The following is a 16,459-nucleotide window of genomic DNA, read 5'->3' as shown; positions in this document are numbered from 1 at the left end:
TGACTGGCTACCGGGGGTTCCTGACGTTGGGGCACCCCGTGCTCGGGGTGCCCTGACCAGTTCCGTGACACCCCGACGTATCGCGGCTCGTTACGCCTCCCGTTGCTGGGCGGGCCGTACGGTCGCGCTGCCGTCGTCGAACGGCCGCTGGATACGGAGGAGCCGGTCGCCGTGGACACGGGCATCGGTGACGCGGTCCTCGCCGGACAGATAGACGACGAGGTCGACGCGGCTGTCGTAGCGGCGCCGGGAGACGGCGACGACGTGGTGGGCTTCATCGCAGCCAGAGATCGCGTACCGGTCGCCCGGCTCCAGCACCCACGCCCGATCCTCGAAGGCGCCGTGCACATCAGCTCGCCACACTGCCGCCTGCCCACGCATCTCGGGCAGGGTGTACATCTGGCGGACGGTCTCCTCCTCCGCCCACAGGCGCAAGCAGCCGGGGCACTCGTGGGACCCGGCGGCCGGAACGGTCGGCTGCCGCTCACCGCAGTACGTCTGCCCGGTGGCACCATTGCGGCGGTGTCCCACGCCAGAGCGACCGCCGCCCGGCAGGGTCCACAGCATGCTGGCATCGCTATGACACGGCTCGGCCGCGGGCAGGACGAGTTCGCCCGCTCGCCGGCGGAGCGCGTCCAGGGTCTTGGTGAGGTGTGCGCAGTTGGCGCAGGCCCGCTTGCCGGAGGTACGGCGGTAGTCCAGGGCCTTGCCGCAGTAGCCGAGGAGGTGGCCGGGGATCGGGCGGTGGGCGGCCGCGCTCCTTCCCGCACCGCATGCGGGCCTGGCCTCCAGCTCGCCGGAGTAGGGCAGGGTCATGAGCACCAAGATGGCCCTCGTGCAGCTCTGGCAGGTCTGGTGGGCTGTGTGGTCGCCGATCGGGGCGAGGTCGGGCGAGTGCGTCGCACAGGCCGTCAGGAACTCGGCGTCGCCGAACATCAGGCCGTAGTGGGCGACGCCGTTGGTGCGGCCAGTGGAAAGTCGGATCAGGGTGTGGGGCAAGGGGCCTCCTGGGTGGCAGGGAACTGGACATGCCGAAGGAGCTGCCGCCGGCCTGGAGATGGCCGGACGGCAGCCCGTTACGGTGCAGCGCAGAGAGGTCAGCCGGGAAGGCTGAAGGTAAGACGTCCCGCAGCGAGTTCCGGAAGGACTCGACGCCGCACCGGGGCGGGAGAGGCGATCGAGGCGGCGAAGGCCGCGACCAGGTCGTGAGGGGTGCTGGCACTGAAGGTCGCGCACCAGAGGTAGGGGGAGCCAAGGACCGGCTCGGCCCACGCCTGCCACCCCTCAAGGTCCGGGCGCGGGTCCCCGTCCTGGATCCCCGCCGGCAGCGGCCCTCGGGTGAAGCCCGCCGACATCCCTGCGTCCCAGGCGGTGGTCTCCGGCTGGTCGAAATCGCGGGGCCAGCCCATGGCCGTCAACGCCGTCATGACGGACTCCGGGCCGCAGTAGTTGACGGCGGGATCCGTACGGGCCTCGACAGCGAGGAGGAAGTCCGCGACGGCCTCGTGCGGGGTGTCGGGGGTGAAGTACGCGTTCCACTCAGCCAAGGCGCTGTCGCGGTGAGGACGCGCGGAGACCTGCCAGGCCACGGGCAGTCCGCCGAGCAGGAAGGCGTTGTCGGTACGGATCCATTCGGCGCCACTCAGCCCGTTCGGGCTCAGGTAGAGCAACGTGCTGCGGGCGGTCGTCCAGCTCGCCCAGCCGGCCTCAGCGAGGGTGTCGCCGATCCGGTCGGCGAGGACGCCGTCATCACCGGCGAGGTGGCGGGGAGAGACCCAGTAGGACGGGCCCGGGTCGGGGGTGGACGGGTAGCGGGAAGAGCGGGGGTTCAGGGGCGCCTCCAAGGCAGTACGGAGCGGTGGAACGGGCTACAGGTTTCCGGTGGCACCTCGGCGCCGGCGGGACGGAGCTTCGACTGGCTCGTGCCAGGCCAGTTCAACGGCTGCAGGCTTGGGCAAGGGGCCGAGCTGCTCGCCGCTCTCGGCGAGGTACACGACGGTCCGGCCCTGCGGGTCCACGGCGCTGACGATGGAGCCTGCCGTGTGCTCCATCGGGAAGAGCGGGTTGATGGCCATCCTGAGGATGGCATCGCGGTCGAACTCGGAGAGTCGGTCGATAATCTCGCCGATGGTGTACTCCGGTGCCAAAGTGGGCTCCTTCATCGTCAACAGGACGCGTGCGCGACGTTCGTGCCAAGCGCACGCGGGGAGAAGTTCAGTGCGAGCGTACGGGCGCGGAAGTGACTATGACCTCAGCCACCACTGCGGCTACGACTTGGGCGGGGGTCTCGGTGTCGAAGGTGACGCGATATCCGGGGACGGCAGCTGTGCCCGTGACGGCAATTACCCAGCCGTCGCTATCTGTGCCGGGGCGTCCGGTGGGGAACCAGCCCAGGTAGAAACGGCCGTCGCGCGAGTTGATGTGCACATCGGCCCGGTCGTCCACGACGAGTTTAAAGTCCTCGTCGGTGAACTGGTCTATCACCTTGGCTGGCTGTCCCGGCCCAAGCCGCCAGGTACGCAGTCGCAGGGCCTCGATCGTGGTGGAGAATCCGGGCTTCGCTGTGTCCACGGCCAACGACAGACACCTCTCTGACCTGCGGTTTCTTGGGAAGGTGTCCACGTTGACATCCGTTGCGGCGTTGCACCAGTCTTTTGGGCTTCTTTCTTGTCTGCCCCAGGCGAACTGGCACTTCACTACGCTCCGGTGAAGGTCGGCCCCATACCATTCTGCACACTTTCTAACGTTAACTCCGAAGCTGTCCTCGGCAGGAAGAGCCGCCAGGACGACCGGTCTTACATGCCCGCTGCGACATCGATAGTGGTAAGACGGGACGATTATCCCGTACCGCCTCCCCAAATTCCGCTAGAAGGAGGCCATGACGGAATCCGCTGACCCTTGGATGGTCGATGCGGTGTGGCGGGCAACCGACCTGACTCGCGCCTACCTCTCCCAGAACCGGCTCCAGGTCGAGGCCTGCCTCTCGGGTCTGGACACCGGTCGGCTAGAGCGGGTACGCGCTTGGCTGGTCCTCGAACACGACGAGTTATTCGACAGGTTGGGCGAGCCAACGATGGCGGTGCGCCACCTGGATGTTGTGGCAGCCCTGTCGCCCATGGAGAACGAGTTAGCCACGTCGGTGGCTGTCCGCCGAGTCGCGGCGCAGGAGACGAGGCTTACTGCCGCACTGGGGGATCTGGCGCTACCAGACCAGGTACACGCTGTCGCGGTCTGCACCACGGTCATGGCGCTGCAGGCCCTTGGGCGTGTCCGCGCGCTGGAAGAAGTCGACGCGAAGGCTGTGGAGTACGAGCGGTTGGGCCACCCGAGGCCCTATCCAGCCATCTGAGGCCTCGGTCGCTCACTCGAGGAAAAGGTAGAGCTGGGATGGCCAAGGAGGGCAGACTTGCTCCTGGAGAACAGCCGGCCTCCCAGTAGCCCCGCGTACGCGGGGATGCAGCCCGTCACCGGCGCGGGCTGACATAGCGCGCCTCGAACCCGTCAGCGCGCCGCCTACTGTCCTGGGAGGACCTTCGCCATGACCCGTGCCAGCACGGACTTTCGTCCGCCCGTGAAGTTGTCTCCGCGCGCGAGGAAGGCTTGGCACGCGCTGCATGATCGGCTCGGCGCGGTGCACTCCAGCGCAGGGATCGACCGGCGGGCCTTCGAAGAACTGGAACGTGAAGGCCTGGCCGTCGTGACTCACCTCGGGCGGCTGGAGTGGGTGGCGGAGCACGGGGCGAGGGATCGCACTCCCCTGTCAGTCAGCGTTCCCGCCCCTGTCAGGCCGCCTGTTCCGGGTGACGATCTGCCCGATCGGATCGCGTTTCAAATCCGAGGCGCCGCGCTGTTGGCGGCCGCCCGCATTCACCGGGACCGCGGCCACGATTGCCAGGAAACGACGGACGATGGCCAGACCGCGGGGTGGGTGTACGGGATCTACGACAGGGAGTTCGGCTGGGTTTCCGCCGACGCCCAGACCGAAACACCCCGCTACGCCTCACGCGAGGAGGCTGCCGAAGCCCTTCGTCTTGCGCGCCGCGAGGAGCTGGCCGCCACGGAGACGGCGCGACTTGCTGTCGCACACGTCCACCCCGGCGCGCATATCTTCCGTCCGGTGGAGGATCCGGGTGGACAACTGGTGGGGTGGACGTACCACACCAGCCCCGAAACCCTCCTACAGGCGTCGTGGGTGACCACCGGCAATGCGGTGGGCCGCCGGACATACCAAGACGAGGGGGTCGCGGCAGCCGCCCTGCTGGAGCACCTTTCTGGGCCTGCGGAGCACTGGCAGGACGACCAAGCTCGGGAGCGGGCGCGGGCTGTCTACCGTCGCGCCTTCGACATGATCCCGGTGCTCGGGGAGAACGCCGACCGGCCACTCCTCGGCTGGACATTCGGCGTGGTCCCCACCCACATGGGCTACGGCCGTGGGTTCAAGTACGGATGGGTGACGGCGGCCGGAGTAGTCAGTGGCGAGCTGACGGATGCCCGGGAAATGGCATGCCAGGACCTTGCTGCCTCCTGGGTACTTGATCAACCGTACGTACCTTCGGCAGCCCGGTAGCTTGGCATGGTTCAGGGCCTGGGCTTGCGGTGACGTCCGGTGCCCGGAGCCAAAGGGTTGCGTCCCGTGACGGGACCGGTGGTCTCGGTCTGGTCGGCGGCCCTGCCCTCGGACGGGGTGAGGACGAGACAGGCCGCCGCGTAGTTGTCCACGACCATGACCGCCTGCCAGTCGAAACCGTCCCACTCCACGATCATGCGCGGGGCGTCGGGATCGATGTGGGCGGCCCGCTGCGGACCAACGCCGAGGGTGATGGCCCTGAGCTGACCTGGCTGGCGTAAGCGCGCCTGTCGGCGGGCGAACCAGCGCTCGAATGGTTCGTCGTTCATGGTCGTACCTCCGTGAGGGCAGCACCCTACCGAAGTCGGACAGCAGGCCGCCCCCCTTCTCCCGGGACCGAAGGAGGTGGCTCCAATTCGGAGGGCCCAACTTTACCGAGTGGTATGGGGGTCACTGGAATGGGTGACAGTCGGGAACTAGTGCTGTCTGTCGATCGTCTTGCTGTGTCAGTGGCCTCGCGTCCGTAGCCGGGCCTGCTTTCCTGCGGAGGTCAGCCTTGCCCAAGCCTGTAGGCAGATACGTCTACTGGTCCGAAAGGCTCGTCGGTGAGGTGATCGACGACAACGGGATTCGACTGGACCATCGCATCAAGCCCGCCTTGAATCTTGGTCTGGCGGGCAACGGCATCAATCTCGCCGGCCGGGATCGCGAGAACACCACCTTCGACATTGCCGAGAAGCTGAAGAAGAAGCTCCGCAGGTCCATCGTCACGGACTTCGACGCCCCGACTTCCGGGCAGTACGTTCAGGGAGCGGGCTGGGCCGAGGTGGCGGAGTTCCAGCGGTGGGGGTTTCCCGAGCACCGCCTCCCGGGGCGGACCGCCCTGACCCACATGCAGACCGTCACTCAGCAGGGCCGCCGTGTCGACCTCTGCCTGTTCGGGAGCCTGAAGAACCTGAAGGGTTACGACGTCCCGGAGGAAGACTCTGCCGGCGGATGGACCTCGTCGAATGCTCCGTTGATCGAGGAGTTCCTGGCCCGCAGGGGCGCGGGGGTGAGCGCCAGGAGGGGACCGGCGTATTCGCTCGACGACGAGGAGGCCGCTCGGGAGATCCTCAAGGTCTCGCTGACGCAGGGCATCTACGGCGACCCGGCTGATCACCAGGGGCGTCCCGAAACCCGCGGCTACACGATTATGGGGTTCGACGCGACTGAGTACGTGGCCGTCATCTACAAGGATGTGACGCTCACGCCGAGCCGCTGGAACCTCCGCGGAGACCCGGAATTGGCGGGCGTCAGCCGCATCCTGATTGGGGCTCCGTTGTGGATGCGCACGACGCGCCAGGACAGCATCAAGGTGCACTACGGAGAGAACAGGGTGCTGGTCCCCAGCGTTTGGGACAGGCTGAGTGCGCCCGCCATTCCTCCCGCCCCCGGGCGGACTGCGGGGGATCTTCCGCCGTTCACCCAGCAGGACCCCATGCCCGGCCAGGCACCGCACCCCGAGCTCGACCCGGCAAACGTCACTGGGTCTCGGCCCCGACGCTTTCGAGGCAGCCCAGGCTGATCCGGGCAAGGGCCCGGGTTCAAGCAGCAGCCCGTCGCGGAGACGCCAAGAGGCCCCAGGAACCGGTCGTGCTCGGTTCCTGGGGCCTCTTGGCGTTAGTGATCAGTTCTGGGTGGTGGTCCGGTCAGCCGGTGGTCTGGTCATCCTCGACCGCGTTGCGGCGTCGGCGTACGGCGAACAGCGCACCGCCGCCCGCGGCGATCAGGACTCCTGCCCCGGCCAGCAGCCATCCGGTGGCGTCCGCGCCGGTCTGGGCGAGGGAGCCCGTGGGAGCGGGCGAGGATGCGCTGGAGGTGGTCTGCTCCGGGGTCGGGGCCGCGGAGCTGGTCGGGGGCTGGGAGGTGGCGGTATCGGAGAGGCGCATCACGAGTGCGTCCACGTTGCCGGGCTGGTAGTAGCCTGTCTTTCCCCAGCCCGCGCTTCCCCCCACCCCGAAAGGTCCCACCCGTTGATGCCCTTCCCCAACTTCCTCGACAGCTTCGCCATCAACCTCCTCGGCGCCACACCGCTTGAGGCAAACCCCCGGCACCGGGCCATCCTGGATGCCTACACCGACGTCCAGAACCTCGACCGGCGCCTGCTGACCGACATCGCCACCGCGATCGAGGCCGGCAAGGGAACCGCCCAGCAGCTGGAGGCGTGCATCGACGCCCTGGCCGAGCGCTTCATCGCTGGCTACCAGCTGTCACTTCTCCTGTCCACCGACTGCTGCTGCGCGGAGGACGCAGCCGAGGCCGAGCCCTGCGTGCCCTGCGGTCTGGAACGGGACGAGGAGTGCTGCCAGGATCCGGAACGGCCGGGCGACCTGCTCGAAGCCTGCCTCGGAGTGTTCGCCCAGCTCGGCGACCCGTATGCCGTGGCCTCCGCCGACCTCGTCGATGCTCTTCGAGACCTGCCGGGCATCGCCGGGAAGCACTGGCGATACAGCGATCTCACCCAGGCCCGGCTCGCCGAGCTCCTGGCCCCGCACGGCCTGCGGACCCGCGACATCACCCTGCCGGACGGCCGGCGCCGCAAGTCCTACCAGCTCGACGCCCTCTTCACCTCCATGGGCGTGTGCACCAGCTGCTGAACACCACCACGGCCACCCGCATTCGGACGGCGACCATCGCGGACTGGCCGCTCATCGAGACGTTCCACCGCAGCTGCTCAGCGCAGGCCCTGTACCGCCGCTGGGGCCGAGCCCAGATCACCCGCCGCGACATCGAGCGGTTGCTGCACCACTCCAGCTGTTGGATCGCTCTGCTTGCCGCCGACAAGGTGGTCGCCCTCGGCTCGGCCGGACCCCTCAGCCGACAACCCGGAGTCTTCGACCTCGGCCTGCAAGTCGCCGACGCCTACCAGCGCCGCGGCATCGGTCTCGCCGTCGCCCGGCACGCCGTCACCCACGCCCGTTCCCAAGGCGCGCACACCCTCTCCGTGTACACCGAGGCGTCGAACCTGCCGATGCTCGGCCTGGTCCGGCACCTCGGCCACTCCACCGAGATCCGAGAGGGCACGCGCCTCGACGTCCGCGTGCCGCTGTCCGCCACCGACTCGACGGCTTCCCGGCTCACTCGAAGGAGGTGATCTCCCTGCCGTCCAACACGCCGCAGGCGAAGGCCCTGACCAACCTTGACCACCGCGTCGAGCTGGCCACCGGTCATACCGTCGACCTGCTGTGGACCTACCACGACCGCGGCCTGCTCGACGAGCCGCTTGGCCGTCTCGCCGAAGCCCACCGCTCCCTCTCCGATGCCGAGCGAGGCGTCACCTTCTACCGGGTCCTGCTCCAGCGCCTCGCCTCGGGCGAACTGCCCTTTGATCAAGCTCTCTTCAGCCGCATTGACCGGACCGTCGTCCAGCTCAAGGAGGCCACCGCGGTACGTGATGCCCGCCAGGAACAGATGGTCGCCGTGCTGGAGCCGCTGGAGTCCGCCCATACGACGGCCTCCGCGACGACAGGTGCGGACCTGATCGCCCACGAGTTCGCCGCGCTCCTCGCCATCAGCCAGGGCGCCAAACTCCATCAGCACCTGCAGACCGGCCGCATGTCCGTCGTGACGGCCTCCGGAGCACGGATCGCCCACCCGGTCTTCCAACGGCTCGAAAAGGCCCGACTGGTGGTACGCGACACCTCCCATCCCCTCCACGCCGGACAGCCCGTCTCGCTCACGGAGATCGGCCGCACGACTGTGACCGGCACCGCCCGTCCTTCGGCTCCGTCCGTGCCCGCGCCCCGTGCGGGGGCCTGGCCGGCGCCTTCGGCCCGGTCCCGCTGACCTGCCCCCCCGCCTCACGAAATGAGTTGAATGCCGCAGTCCGACCGCCGGCCCGACTTCCGCCTCGACGGCTTCGAGCCCGCCAATGACACGGTGGAGCAGGACTTCGAGGATCACATCGACTCCGAGCACGAGTCCATGACCACACTCGCCTCCCATCACAGCCCCGACGGCCGAGCAAGCTTCTACGTGATCCACAACGGTGCTGTCACCTGGGGAATCCCCGGCGAACCGCAGCTCATCGCGCTGCGCATCGAACGAGACATAACAGCCAAGTCGTTCAGCTTCGAGCACGCCACGCTGCCGCTTCCGGCGATGGCCCAGTCCTGGCTCATCAAGCGCGGCTGCCCGGCCGAGGCCATCGCCCTGCCCCCGGGGATGGGCACCCAGCCCGCCGACGCGGCCACCGTGGCCCTGCAACAGCGGGTCGCGACAGACGGCGACCGCTTCGCCCTGCTCGGCAGCTACACCGGCGACATCTCGACCGGCCCCGAGGTCACCGTGGTCCTGCGTGCGCTGGACGAGAGGGTGGAGAAGCCCTTCCGGGTCCTGCTGGAGCAAGCCGACCTCGACGCCTACACCCACACGCTGCGCGAGGGCGCCTTTGAGACCTACGAAGCCGCCGTGGACTGGTTGGAGGACCGCTCCACCCCGCTTCCGCCGGCCGCGCCGTCCACCCGGACCACAAGCCCCACCGCCCCGCCGGTCGCTCCGCCGCAGGTCCGCGGCCGGGCCCGTTGAGGCTGGGCGCGCCGGAACATAGCAGCACATCCCCGGTCAGCCAAACCGGGGATTCTCCGGACCCTAGGAACTGGGCCCACCAAACCACTTCGGGCCACTTCCCACCTTTCGCCTTGTCGCCCCATGACCTCATGGAGAGGAGTCCGCCATGCCCGACGACCTCGACGACGTGCTGGCCGCCTTCACCCAGCAGATCCAAGCCCGCTTCCAGATGCCACTCCACCAACTGCGCGACGCCGTAGCGGCCGTCCCCGAGGCGAATCCCGATGCGACGACGGTGGTCCGCTGGTACGGCCACCTCGAAGAGGCCCAAGTACTGCTGTCCCGGGCCGAGGACGACCTGGTGCTCGCCCTCGACCAGGCGCCCGTCGGGGAGCTCGATGACCCGGTGATGGCCCTCGCCGACCGTGTGAACGCACTGGTCGCCGTACGGGACGGCCGCGCCATGGTCGTCCGCCACCTCCTCGACGACAACGCCCCGGGCCGGCGTACGCCGGGACCCTGGCGCGGGACCCTCCGCACGGGACCCGCCATCGAGACCACGCCCGTCGCACGTACGGCCGCAGCGCCCTCCCTCCCGGTCAGGGGAGGCATGCGATGAGCACCTCGACCAAGCCGACGAGCCAGGACGCGTACCTCGAAGAGGTCTTCGGTGCCCCCCTGGCCCATCTCTATGCCGCCGCGGCATCCGGAACGGCCACGCCAGCCGAGCAGCGCGCGCTCGAACTGCGCTCCTTCCTCGCCCTGGCCGAGGAACAGGTTGCCCACGTCCGTGACCGCGTGCACCGCTACACCGCGCCCGACGCGGACATGGGCGCACTGTCCGCCTCCGAACTGCGCTTCGACGCGCAGTGGATGGACGCGGCACTCTCCGCCCGCACCCAGTACGTCAGCGCCCTGGAGCAACTTCTTCGGAGCATGCCCCCGCCAGGCGCGCCTCGGCCGGAGAGCAGGGTGCGGTTCAACCCGCGCAAGATCACCACCACTGCCGTGCCCGGGGTGCCGCCGCTCGCGGCGGACCCCGCGGTCCACGGTGCGAGAGGCCACTGATTGCCCCACGACACCTCCCGGCTGATCGCCGAGCACATCGAAGCCCTCTACGGCCGACCACGAGCCGAACTCGAAGCGCACGCCGACTCCACCAGCCACCCGAACATGCTCTCCGCGCTCCTGTCCGCCCACGCCGCAGTCGAGTTCGCCGAACGCGACCTCGACTTCCAGCTCCAGCGCCTGCGGCAGCTAACTCACCCCGAGCGCGAGACCAGCCGGTTCACCGCCGGCCACATCCACGACTGTGCCCGGCGGATCGGTGAAGCCGTTGCCGTCCGCGACACCCAGGCCCGGCACGTCACCGCAGTGCTCCAGAGCCTGCACCGCACCCCCGCGCCGGAGACCACACCCGCCGCCCCGGCCACACCACCGGTCCCGGCCGCCATCCCGGCCTCTCGCGCCCGCTGACCCCCCTTTCACCACGTTCCAGGAGCACCCCCTTTGGCTACCACCGGCCTGCCCAAATCCATATCGTCCGACCTGTCCCGAGTCACCCAGAGCCTGCAGATGCTGGCCCCGCGATGGAACATCTGGGTGCTGCTGACCATGTCCGAGAAGCCGATGCGCTACCGGGAGATCAAGAGCGCCCTGCCCTGGCTCCCCGACGGCCAGCTCCACCCCCGGCTCGTCAGGCTCGTCGACTCAGGCCTCCTCGACCGAACCGAGTACGAATCCCAGGACGTCCTGTACGACCTGTCCGCCCGCGGCCGCGAACTGCTCCCGGTCCTCGGCGTGATCGCCGCCTGGGGCGGCAAGCACCTGGAGAAGGAAATGGTGCTGGATCCGGCGACCGGTCACCGTGTATCCAAGGCCGTGCCCCGCGCACAGGACATCGAGGACACGATCGCGCTGATCGGCCCCCGACAGGCGACCCCGATCCTGTGGGCGCTGCGCATCCGCGGCACATCCAGCGCCAAGGCCCTGGCCGCCACCGCCATGCCCGACCGGCACCTGACCAACGTCTACGCGCCGCTCAACCGCCTGGCCGAGGACTTCCTCGTCACCAAGGACAGCGAGGGCCGCGTCGAACTGACTGCCGCCGGACGGGATCTGGCCCCGGTCTACCAGGCGCTGTCCGCCTGGGCCGCCGGCGCTCCGCTGACCGAGGCCGCGAATCACCCGGTGTGGGCGCCGAAGCCCGAGGAGCCCCGGGACCGCCAGGCCATGTGGGCCACCACGCAGCCACGTACACCGGCGGTGCCGACGACCCAGCCCCGTGCGCAATGGAAGGCGGGCGAACTGTTCTTCTCCCACACCACCACCGTGATCCGCCCTGTCGGCGCGGCGGCGACTGGAGGGCGTACCCGATGAGCACCGACACCCACGAGGCCGCCCTGATACCGGCCACGGCCGCACTGTCCCACCCGGGCCTCATCCGGATCATCAGCGAGATCGACGACAACGGGCCGCTCCACCGGCATCTCCTGAGCCGGACCCTCACTGGTCTCTCCCCCTGGCAGCGGCGCCAGGCCTCCGCAGTCGGGCGCGCGCTGGGCCTGCTGAAGGCCTCCTCCGACGACGGGATCCCGAGCCTGGACCTCACCCCGGCCGGAGAAGCGCTCGCCGATGTCTACGACACCGCGGCCCGCTGGGCCCGCACCCACCACCACCCCAGCGACGTCAGCGACTTCGTCACACGGGTCCAGGCCACGCTCGCCCTGCTCGGCTCGGTCCAGCCCCGTCCCGGGCACGCACCGGAGCTGGACTACGAGTCCCTGGACGAGCCCAAGACGGCACTCACCTCGTGGATCCGCGACCACGGGGCGACCTTGGCCACGCAGCTCACCGGTGCCTCCCGCGACGAGATGGAGCTGGCCGCATGAGCACCACGCGGTACTCGGGGGCTATCGCCGATCTGGGGACCAGCGAGGTGGCGCGCGTGGTCGGCATGGACCCGAACGTCTGGGCCTTCGCGGCGATGAAGGAAGCACCCGATCATGTGCAGCACACGGTCATGGCCGTGATGGACACGGCTTTGAGCCTTGACACCGTGCAGCGGCAGCTCCTGGAGGACGCGGCTCGCGGCGTCGAAGCGCTGAACGCGACCCTCAGCGGCCGTGACATGCGTTGGGGCGGTCACCGCTGGACCGAAGGCCCCCTCGGCAACGGAGCCGCCCGTATCGAAGCGTTCGCCATCAGGCGCGGCGCCCTGTTCCGTCAGCTCGACACGCTCCTGGCCCTCTACCAGCACGCTGTAGCCGAGCCGAGCCCCCCGGCCACTGCGTCGAATGCTCTGGGCGTGACCCCCCCCGGCACAGAACCCGCCGAAGCCGCGCGCACCGCGCCGCTGAACCGTTCCTGTCCTGCTCGCCGCGGCGGGCGTCTTCTTGCGTGAAAGCGACGATGACCGATCTTGTGATCGCCGGCCCACGGCATGCCCTCCTCCCGCAGCTGTCCCTGCTGCGCCGCATTTACCTCCCGCGTACCGCTGACGCTGGGGCGTTCGCCATGACGACGTACGGCATCCCGCTGATCGTGCTGGCCACCACCCGATCCGCCACCCTCACCGGCATCGCGTTCGCGCTGGAGTGGATCCCCCGCCTCGCGGCGTTCTCCCTGGCCGGGACGATGGTCGACCGGCACGGAACCAAGCGGGTCTTCCGCATCGCCTCCGTGCTGCGCGCCCTGGTAGTCCTCGCCGCTGCCGTCATCCTGCCTACCCAGGCCGGAGGGCCGGGAGAGACGATCACGGTGATGGCGCTCGCCGCCATCACCGGCGTCGCCACCGAGTTCTCCTACATCGCGGCTGAAACCGCGGGGGCGGCGGCCAGCAAGGACGCGGGGGATCGGGCCCACCGGGTGCAGTCGGCTCTCCTGGGCATCGACCAGACCGCCACCCTCGCCGGCCCGGCCGCCGCCGGGATCCTCCTGCACTGGGCCGGCGTCACTGGCACCCTGATCACCATCGCCGCCTGTTCTCTCCTGGGCGCCGCCCTGGCCCCCTGGCACCGCGAGACCCGCCTCGTCCCCGCCGCCGCGTCCGCGCTCACCGGACTGCGTACGGGATGGACGACCCTCGTCTCGCTGCCGGCCCTCGCGTGGCTGATCGCCGGCCTCACCGTCTCCAACCTCGCCACCGGCATGCTCCAGGCCGCCGCCCCGATCATCGTCGTGCAGCACCTGGGCTACTCCAGCGCCGCCGTCGGCGTCATCTGGTCGGCCGCCGCCGCAGCCTCCCTCGTCACAGTCGCCTGCTGCCGCTACGCCATCGACCGCGTCGGCCTCTGGCCCACAGGGGCCGCCAGCGCGGTGGTCGCAGCCCTGGCCGGCCTCGCCGTCTCCCAGGCCGACACGTACCAGCAGCTCCTGGTCCTGACCGCCGTACTGATGGCTGGCGAAGGCGGCATGACCGTCGTGCTGCGCACCCTGCGCTCCCACCTCATCCCCGAACGGGTCTTCGGCGCCACCCTCAGCATCACCATCCTGATCATGCTCGCCCCGTTCCCGCTCGCCGGAATCCTCGTCGCCCTTACGCCCGCAGCGGCGCTCGGACACGTCCTGACCGGCTGCGCAGCCCTCCAGGCCATCGGCCTCCTCGCCGCGTTCTGGCGCCTGCGCCAGGAACCCGCCATGCGCCACCGCGCTCCCGCACACAAGCGGCCCTGACCTCCCCATCCCCGCTCACCCGACCAGGGAGACCCATGCCCCCGCACCCCTCGGCCAGCTCCTCACTCCACGCGGACCAAGCAGCCGCAGCAGGAAGCCTCGTACGCCTGCTCACCGACCGCTTCGACACCCTGCCCACCGCCGACACCACCGCCCTGGCACAGACCCTGCTGGCCCAAGACGGCCTCGTCACCGACATCCAGCACCTGCTCCGCGCCATATCCCACTGGTCGGGCACCACCGGCCCCGCCCTCTACGAGGGACCGCTCCCCTTCGAAGTCCAAGACGCCCTCGGACAGGCAGCAGACCAGCTGGCACCGCTGTCGGCCCTGGCCAAGGAGACGACGTTCCCCCGGTCGCCGTCCCGCAGGCAGCCACTGTCCACGACCGCGGCCCCCGTGCCCCGGAACCCGTCTGTGGTCCCAGCAGAGGGTGCCGCCCGCCGTTGCTGAACCCGTCCCGTACTCGCGAGCCACGCCCCCCGTCCGACCCGAAAGGCACTTCACCCTTGCCCCCGTCCAAGACCCCCCGCACCTCTACCAGCCGCCCCGTTGTTCTGGTCGTCGCGCCGAACGACGAGCTGTACCGCGGCTACTGCCTGCGATCCGTCGCCGCCGCCTACGACACCGTCGTCATCACCCCGGCTCCACTCACCTGGGAGAAGCCGCTCGTGGTCGACTACGAGGTCACCGACCCGTACGACATCCAGGCCCTCCTGGCAGCGGGGGAGGCCCTGGCCGCGCGCCGTCCGATCTCGGCCGTCCTCACCTGGAACGAGATGCTGCTGGTCAACACCGCGGAACTCGCGCAGCACCTCGGTGTGGCAACCGACGCGCCGGACATCCTCCACGGGTGCCGGAACAAGGCCACCAGCCGTGAACTCTTCGACCACTACCGGGTACCGTCCGCCCGGTCGCTGAAGACCGCCAACCTGCTGGAGGCTGCCCTCGCCGCCGAGTTCATCGGCTACCCCGTCGTCGTCAAACCGGCCGGGCAGGCCGGCAGCGTCGGCGTCATCCGCGTGGACCGAGCCGAAGAACTCCCCGCCGGCTTCGAGTTCGCGACCGAAGGTGCGAGCCTTTGGGGCGGCGAGTCCACCGACGTCCTGGTCGAGGAGTACCTCGACGGCGAAGAGATATCCGTCGAGTGCGTCACCCACCGCGGAGTCACCACCCCGGTCGCCGTCACCCGCAAGCAGCTCGCCTTCGCCCCCTACTTCGAAGAAGTCGGCCACACCGTGGACGCCGCCGACCCCCTGCTCCGCCGCGTCGGCCCCGTCGCCCAGGCAGCCGTCGCCGCCCTCGGACTCACCACCGGCATCCAGCACGTCGAGATGCGACTCACCAGCACGGGCCCGCGGATCATCGAAGTCAACGGCCGGATCGGCGGCGATCTGATCGGCAAGCTCGTCCTGCTCGCCACCGGCATCGACCTGCCGCGCGCTGCCGCCGACCTCGCCCTCGGCGTCCAGCCCGACCTGACCCCCACCAGGAGGCAGGCCGCGGCCGTCGCCCTCCTCTACCCCGAGGTCTCCGGCACCCTCGTCGAGCGAGGCATCGACCCGGCGTTCTTCGATGACACCGACTGGCTGGAGCAGGCCAGCTGGATCCTCTCCCCGGGCCAACAGGTCGCCCTGCCGCCGGAGGGCGACGTCGATGTCGCCCGCGTCGGGCTGTACGTCGTCACCGGCTACGACGCCGCGGAGGTCGAGGAACGTCTCGCCGAGACCGCGCGGCACGTCACTCTCACCGTGCAGCCCGCCGCCCGGACGGAAGGTGCCGCGTGACGTACACCCCGGAAGGCGACGTATACGTCTCCCCGCGCTACCTCGCGGGATCCGACTGGTGCGGCGACGCAGCCTTCGTCCCCGTGAAGCACTGGCCGGCCGTCCACCTGGAGGACGGCCCCTGTCAGATGCTGATCACCTCACCCGACCAGCGGATCCGTATCGGTTGGTACGGCGACGACTTCGACGTTTACAAGATCTCCGCCAGCGAGGACGCTTCGTCCCCGACGCGATGGGCGGCGACCTTCAACGACGTCTTCCCCGCCGAGATCGTCGCCGCCTTCACCTCCGCGCTCGAACGCGACTGGGAAGCACGTAAGGACCAAGATCCCTTCACCGAGGCCCCCTCCCCATACTGGGCAGCGCGGGTCCAGCCGCTGCTCGACGTGGGATGGAAGCACCAGCGGCTTCCGGGATCGGTCACTCTCGGCGGCGGCGGCCGCAGCAGCCGCACCTCCGGGCCCTTCGTCGAGATCACGGCCCCGGACGGCACCGCGGGCGTGTCCATCAATGTCGGCAGCGAAGCCCTCGACGACGAGACGGTCCTGCTGTGGGCCGGACCCTCCGGCTGGAACCGAGCAGAGGCCCGGTTCACCTCCAGCACGCCCGCCCACCTGATCGCGGCCACCGCGAAGGCCCTGCTCGACCCGGCACCCGTCCTGCGCTACCGCGAGCTCCTCGCCCCCGAACTCGCCGCCCTGGCGCAGCTCGCCCCGCTCGCCCCACCGAAGGCGCCAGCCCCGACCCCGCTGGATGTCCAGCGCATCCAGCGCCAGCCCCCGGTGATCACCACGCACAGCGTGCCGCGCTGGACCACCGCCACCCGGCCAGCCGCAGCCACGCCGCCCGCCGGCCGCTCAGCGCGCCGTTGACCCAAGGAA

At 69.7% G+C, this 16,459-nt stretch carries 23 protein-coding genes; 17 read left to right on the top strand and 6 right to left on the bottom strand.

Annotated elements, in window-relative coordinates; genetic code table 11:
- Positions 1 to 90: 90 nt before the first annotated feature.
- From DRB89_RS31505 to DRB89_RS31490, 4 genes are all read right to left on the bottom strand, one after another.
- A complete protein-coding gene (locus tag DRB89_RS31505; protein WP_112451411.1) occupies positions 91 to 999 on the bottom strand; it encodes a hypothetical protein in 909 nt (302 codons plus the stop codon).
- A gap of 98 nt (positions 1,000 to 1,097) precedes the next feature.
- Complete coding sequence (locus tag DRB89_RS31500) at positions 1,098 to 1,844, bottom strand: DUF317 domain-containing protein (protein WP_112451410.1); 747 nt, start codon at positions 1,842 to 1,844, stop codon at positions 1,098 to 1,100.
- Between the two features lie 24 nt (positions 1,845 to 1,868).
- On the bottom strand, positions 1,869 to 2,162 hold the full coding sequence (locus DRB89_RS31495) for a hypothetical protein (RefSeq protein ID WP_112453888.1): 294 nt from the start codon (positions 2,160 to 2,162) through the stop codon (positions 1,869 to 1,871).
- 52 nt (positions 2,163 to 2,214) lie between these two features.
- The gene (locus DRB89_RS31490; RefSeq protein WP_112453886.1) at positions 2,215 to 2,577 is read right to left on the bottom strand and encodes a DUF317 domain-containing protein; all 363 of its coding nucleotides are present in this window, start codon (positions 2,575 to 2,577) and stop codon (positions 2,215 to 2,217) included.
- Positions 2,578 to 2,878: 301 nt separating this feature from the next.
- Between DRB89_RS31490 and DRB89_RS31485 the strand changes: the two genes are divergently transcribed.
- Together DRB89_RS31485 and DRB89_RS31480 are read left to right on the top strand one after the other, a co-directional pair.
- Positions 2,879 to 3,349 (top strand): hypothetical protein, encoded by a 471-nt coding sequence (locus DRB89_RS31485; protein ID WP_112451409.1) that lies wholly within the window; start codon positions 2,879 to 2,881, stop codon positions 3,347 to 3,349.
- A 189-nt stretch (positions 3,350 to 3,538) separates the two neighbouring features.
- Entirely contained in the window at positions 3,539 to 4,567 is a 1,029-nt protein-coding gene (locus DRB89_RS31480) for a hypothetical protein (protein WP_112451408.1), read from the top strand.
- A gap of 11 nt (positions 4,568 to 4,578) precedes the next feature.
- Here the strand turns inward: DRB89_RS31480 and DRB89_RS31475 are convergent, their stop codons facing one another.
- Positions 4,579 to 4,896: a DUF6087 family protein gene (locus DRB89_RS31475; protein ID WP_112451407.1), complete on the bottom strand. Its 318-nt coding sequence runs from the start codon at positions 4,894 to 4,896 to the stop codon at positions 4,579 to 4,581.
- A 281-nt stretch (positions 4,897 to 5,177) separates the two neighbouring features.
- On the opposite strand from DRB89_RS31475, the gene DRB89_RS31470 reads away from it, so the two are divergent.
- Positions 5,178 to 6,134: a hypothetical protein gene (locus tag DRB89_RS31470; RefSeq protein ID WP_162688806.1), complete on the top strand. Its 957-nt coding sequence runs from the start codon at positions 5,178 to 5,180 to the stop codon at positions 6,132 to 6,134.
- Between the two features lie 124 nt (positions 6,135 to 6,258).
- On the opposite strand, the gene DRB89_RS31465 is transcribed toward DRB89_RS31470, so the two are convergent.
- Positions 6,259 to 6,513, bottom strand: a complete 255-nt coding sequence (locus tag DRB89_RS31465) for an LPXTG cell wall anchor domain-containing protein (RefSeq protein WP_239516420.1) — start codon at positions 6,511 to 6,513, stop codon at positions 6,259 to 6,261.
- Positions 6,514 to 6,585: 72 nt separating this feature from the next.
- Here DRB89_RS31465 and DRB89_RS31460 point away from each other — a divergent pair, with 72 nt between their 5' ends.
- The 14 genes from DRB89_RS31460 (at position 6,586) to DRB89_RS31395 (ending at position 16,450) form a co-directional block, all read left to right on the top strand.
- Positions 6,586 to 7,206: a DUF3631 domain-containing protein gene (locus DRB89_RS31460; protein ID WP_112451620.1), complete on the top strand. Its 621-nt coding sequence runs from the start codon at positions 6,586 to 6,588 to the stop codon at positions 7,204 to 7,206.
- Positions 7,191 to 7,703, top strand: a complete 513-nt coding sequence (locus DRB89_RS31455; RefSeq protein WP_239516419.1) for a GNAT family N-acetyltransferase — start codon at positions 7,191 to 7,193, stop codon at positions 7,701 to 7,703. Before DRB89_RS31460 ends, DRB89_RS31455 begins: the two co-directional genes overlap by 16 nt.
- Entirely contained in the window at positions 7,700 to 8,395 is a 696-nt protein-coding gene (locus tag DRB89_RS31450; RefSeq protein WP_112451621.1) for a hypothetical protein, read from the top strand. Before DRB89_RS31455 ends, DRB89_RS31450 begins: the two co-directional genes overlap by 4 nt.
- 30 nt (positions 8,396 to 8,425) lie before the next feature.
- Entirely contained in the window at positions 8,426 to 9,136 is a 711-nt protein-coding gene (locus DRB89_RS31445) for a hypothetical protein (RefSeq protein WP_112451622.1), read from the top strand.
- Positions 9,137 to 9,284: 148 nt separating this feature from the next.
- Positions 9,285 to 9,737, top strand: a complete 453-nt coding sequence (locus DRB89_RS31440; RefSeq protein ID WP_112451623.1) for a hypothetical protein — start codon at positions 9,285 to 9,287, stop codon at positions 9,735 to 9,737.
- Positions 9,734 to 10,186 carry a hypothetical protein gene (locus DRB89_RS31435; RefSeq protein WP_112451624.1) on the top strand — a complete coding sequence of 151 codons (453 nt, stop codon included), beginning with the start codon at positions 9,734 to 9,736 and terminating at the stop codon, positions 10,184 to 10,186. The genes DRB89_RS31440 and DRB89_RS31435 overlap by 4 nt, the downstream gene beginning before the upstream one ends.
- Complete coding sequence (locus DRB89_RS31430) at positions 10,187 to 10,594, top strand: hypothetical protein (protein WP_112451625.1); 408 nt, start codon at positions 10,187 to 10,189, stop codon at positions 10,592 to 10,594.
- A 33-nt stretch (positions 10,595 to 10,627) separates the two neighbouring features.
- Complete coding sequence (locus DRB89_RS31425; RefSeq protein ID WP_112451626.1) at positions 10,628 to 11,497, top strand: winged helix-turn-helix transcriptional regulator; 870 nt, start codon at positions 10,628 to 10,630, stop codon at positions 11,495 to 11,497.
- Entirely contained in the window at positions 11,494 to 12,009 is a 516-nt protein-coding gene (locus DRB89_RS31420) for a hypothetical protein (RefSeq protein WP_112451627.1), read from the top strand. The genes DRB89_RS31425 and DRB89_RS31420 overlap by 4 nt, the downstream gene beginning before the upstream one ends.
- Positions 12,006 to 12,521: a hypothetical protein gene (locus tag DRB89_RS31415; RefSeq protein ID WP_112451628.1), complete on the top strand. Its 516-nt coding sequence runs from the start codon at positions 12,006 to 12,008 to the stop codon at positions 12,519 to 12,521. The genes DRB89_RS31420 and DRB89_RS31415 overlap by 4 nt, the downstream gene beginning before the upstream one ends.
- A gap of 8 nt (positions 12,522 to 12,529) precedes the next feature.
- Entirely contained in the window at positions 12,530 to 13,792 is a 1,263-nt protein-coding gene (locus tag DRB89_RS31410; RefSeq protein ID WP_112451629.1) for an MFS transporter, read from the top strand.
- Between the two features lie 35 nt (positions 13,793 to 13,827).
- A complete protein-coding gene (locus DRB89_RS31405; protein ID WP_112451630.1) occupies positions 13,828 to 14,244 on the top strand; it encodes a hypothetical protein in 417 nt (138 codons plus the stop codon).
- Positions 14,245 to 14,300: 56 nt separating this feature from the next.
- Entirely contained in the window at positions 14,301 to 15,578 is a 1,278-nt protein-coding gene (locus DRB89_RS31400) for an ATP-grasp domain-containing protein (RefSeq protein ID WP_204357864.1), read from the top strand.
- The gene (locus DRB89_RS31395) at positions 15,575 to 16,450 is read left to right on the top strand and encodes a DUF317 domain-containing protein (RefSeq protein ID WP_112451631.1); all 876 of its coding nucleotides are present in this window, start codon (positions 15,575 to 15,577) and stop codon (positions 16,448 to 16,450) included. Before DRB89_RS31400 ends, DRB89_RS31395 begins: the two co-directional genes overlap by 4 nt.
- Positions 16,451 to 16,459: the final 9 nt, after the last annotated feature.

The organism is Streptomyces sp. ICC4 (assembly GCF_003287915.1).
Taxonomy (GTDB): domain Bacteria; phylum Actinomycetota; class Actinomycetes; order Streptomycetales; family Streptomycetaceae; genus Streptomyces; species Streptomyces tritrimontium.
Note: the sequence above shows the minus strand (reverse complement) of the source record. Positions and strands in the feature narration are given on the sequence as shown.

Coding starts and splice junctions, on each gene's coding strand:
- DRB89_RS31495 (WP_112453888.1), bottom strand. CDS start 2,162: ATGAAGGAGCCCACTTTGGCACCGGAGTACACCATCGGCGAGATTATC.
- DRB89_RS31485 (WP_112451409.1), top strand. CDS start 2,879: ATGACGGAATCCGCTGACCCTTGGATGGTCGATGCGGTGTGGCGGGCA.
- DRB89_RS31480 (WP_112451408.1), top strand. CDS start 3,539: ATGACCCGTGCCAGCACGGACTTTCGTCCGCCCGTGAAGTTGTCTCCG.
- DRB89_RS31475 (WP_112451407.1), bottom strand. CDS start 4,896: ATGAACGACGAACCATTCGAGCGCTGGTTCGCCCGCCGACAGGCGCGC.
- DRB89_RS31460 (WP_112451620.1), top strand. CDS start 6,586: ATGCCCTTCCCCAACTTCCTCGACAGCTTCGCCATCAACCTCCTCGGC.
- DRB89_RS31445 (WP_112451622.1), top strand. CDS start 8,426: ATGCCGCAGTCCGACCGCCGGCCCGACTTCCGCCTCGACGGCTTCGAG.
- DRB89_RS31440 (WP_112451623.1), top strand. CDS start 9,285: ATGCCCGACGACCTCGACGACGTGCTGGCCGCCTTCACCCAGCAGATC.
- DRB89_RS31435 (WP_112451624.1), top strand. CDS start 9,734: ATGAGCACCTCGACCAAGCCGACGAGCCAGGACGCGTACCTCGAAGAG.
- DRB89_RS31420 (WP_112451627.1), top strand. CDS start 11,494: ATGAGCACCGACACCCACGAGGCCGCCCTGATACCGGCCACGGCCGCA.
- DRB89_RS31415 (WP_112451628.1), top strand. CDS start 12,006: ATGAGCACCACGCGGTACTCGGGGGCTATCGCCGATCTGGGGACCAGC.
- DRB89_RS31410 (WP_112451629.1), top strand. CDS start 12,530: ATGACCGATCTTGTGATCGCCGGCCCACGGCATGCCCTCCTCCCGCAG.
- DRB89_RS31405 (WP_112451630.1), top strand. CDS start 13,828: ATGCCCCCGCACCCCTCGGCCAGCTCCTCACTCCACGCGGACCAAGCA.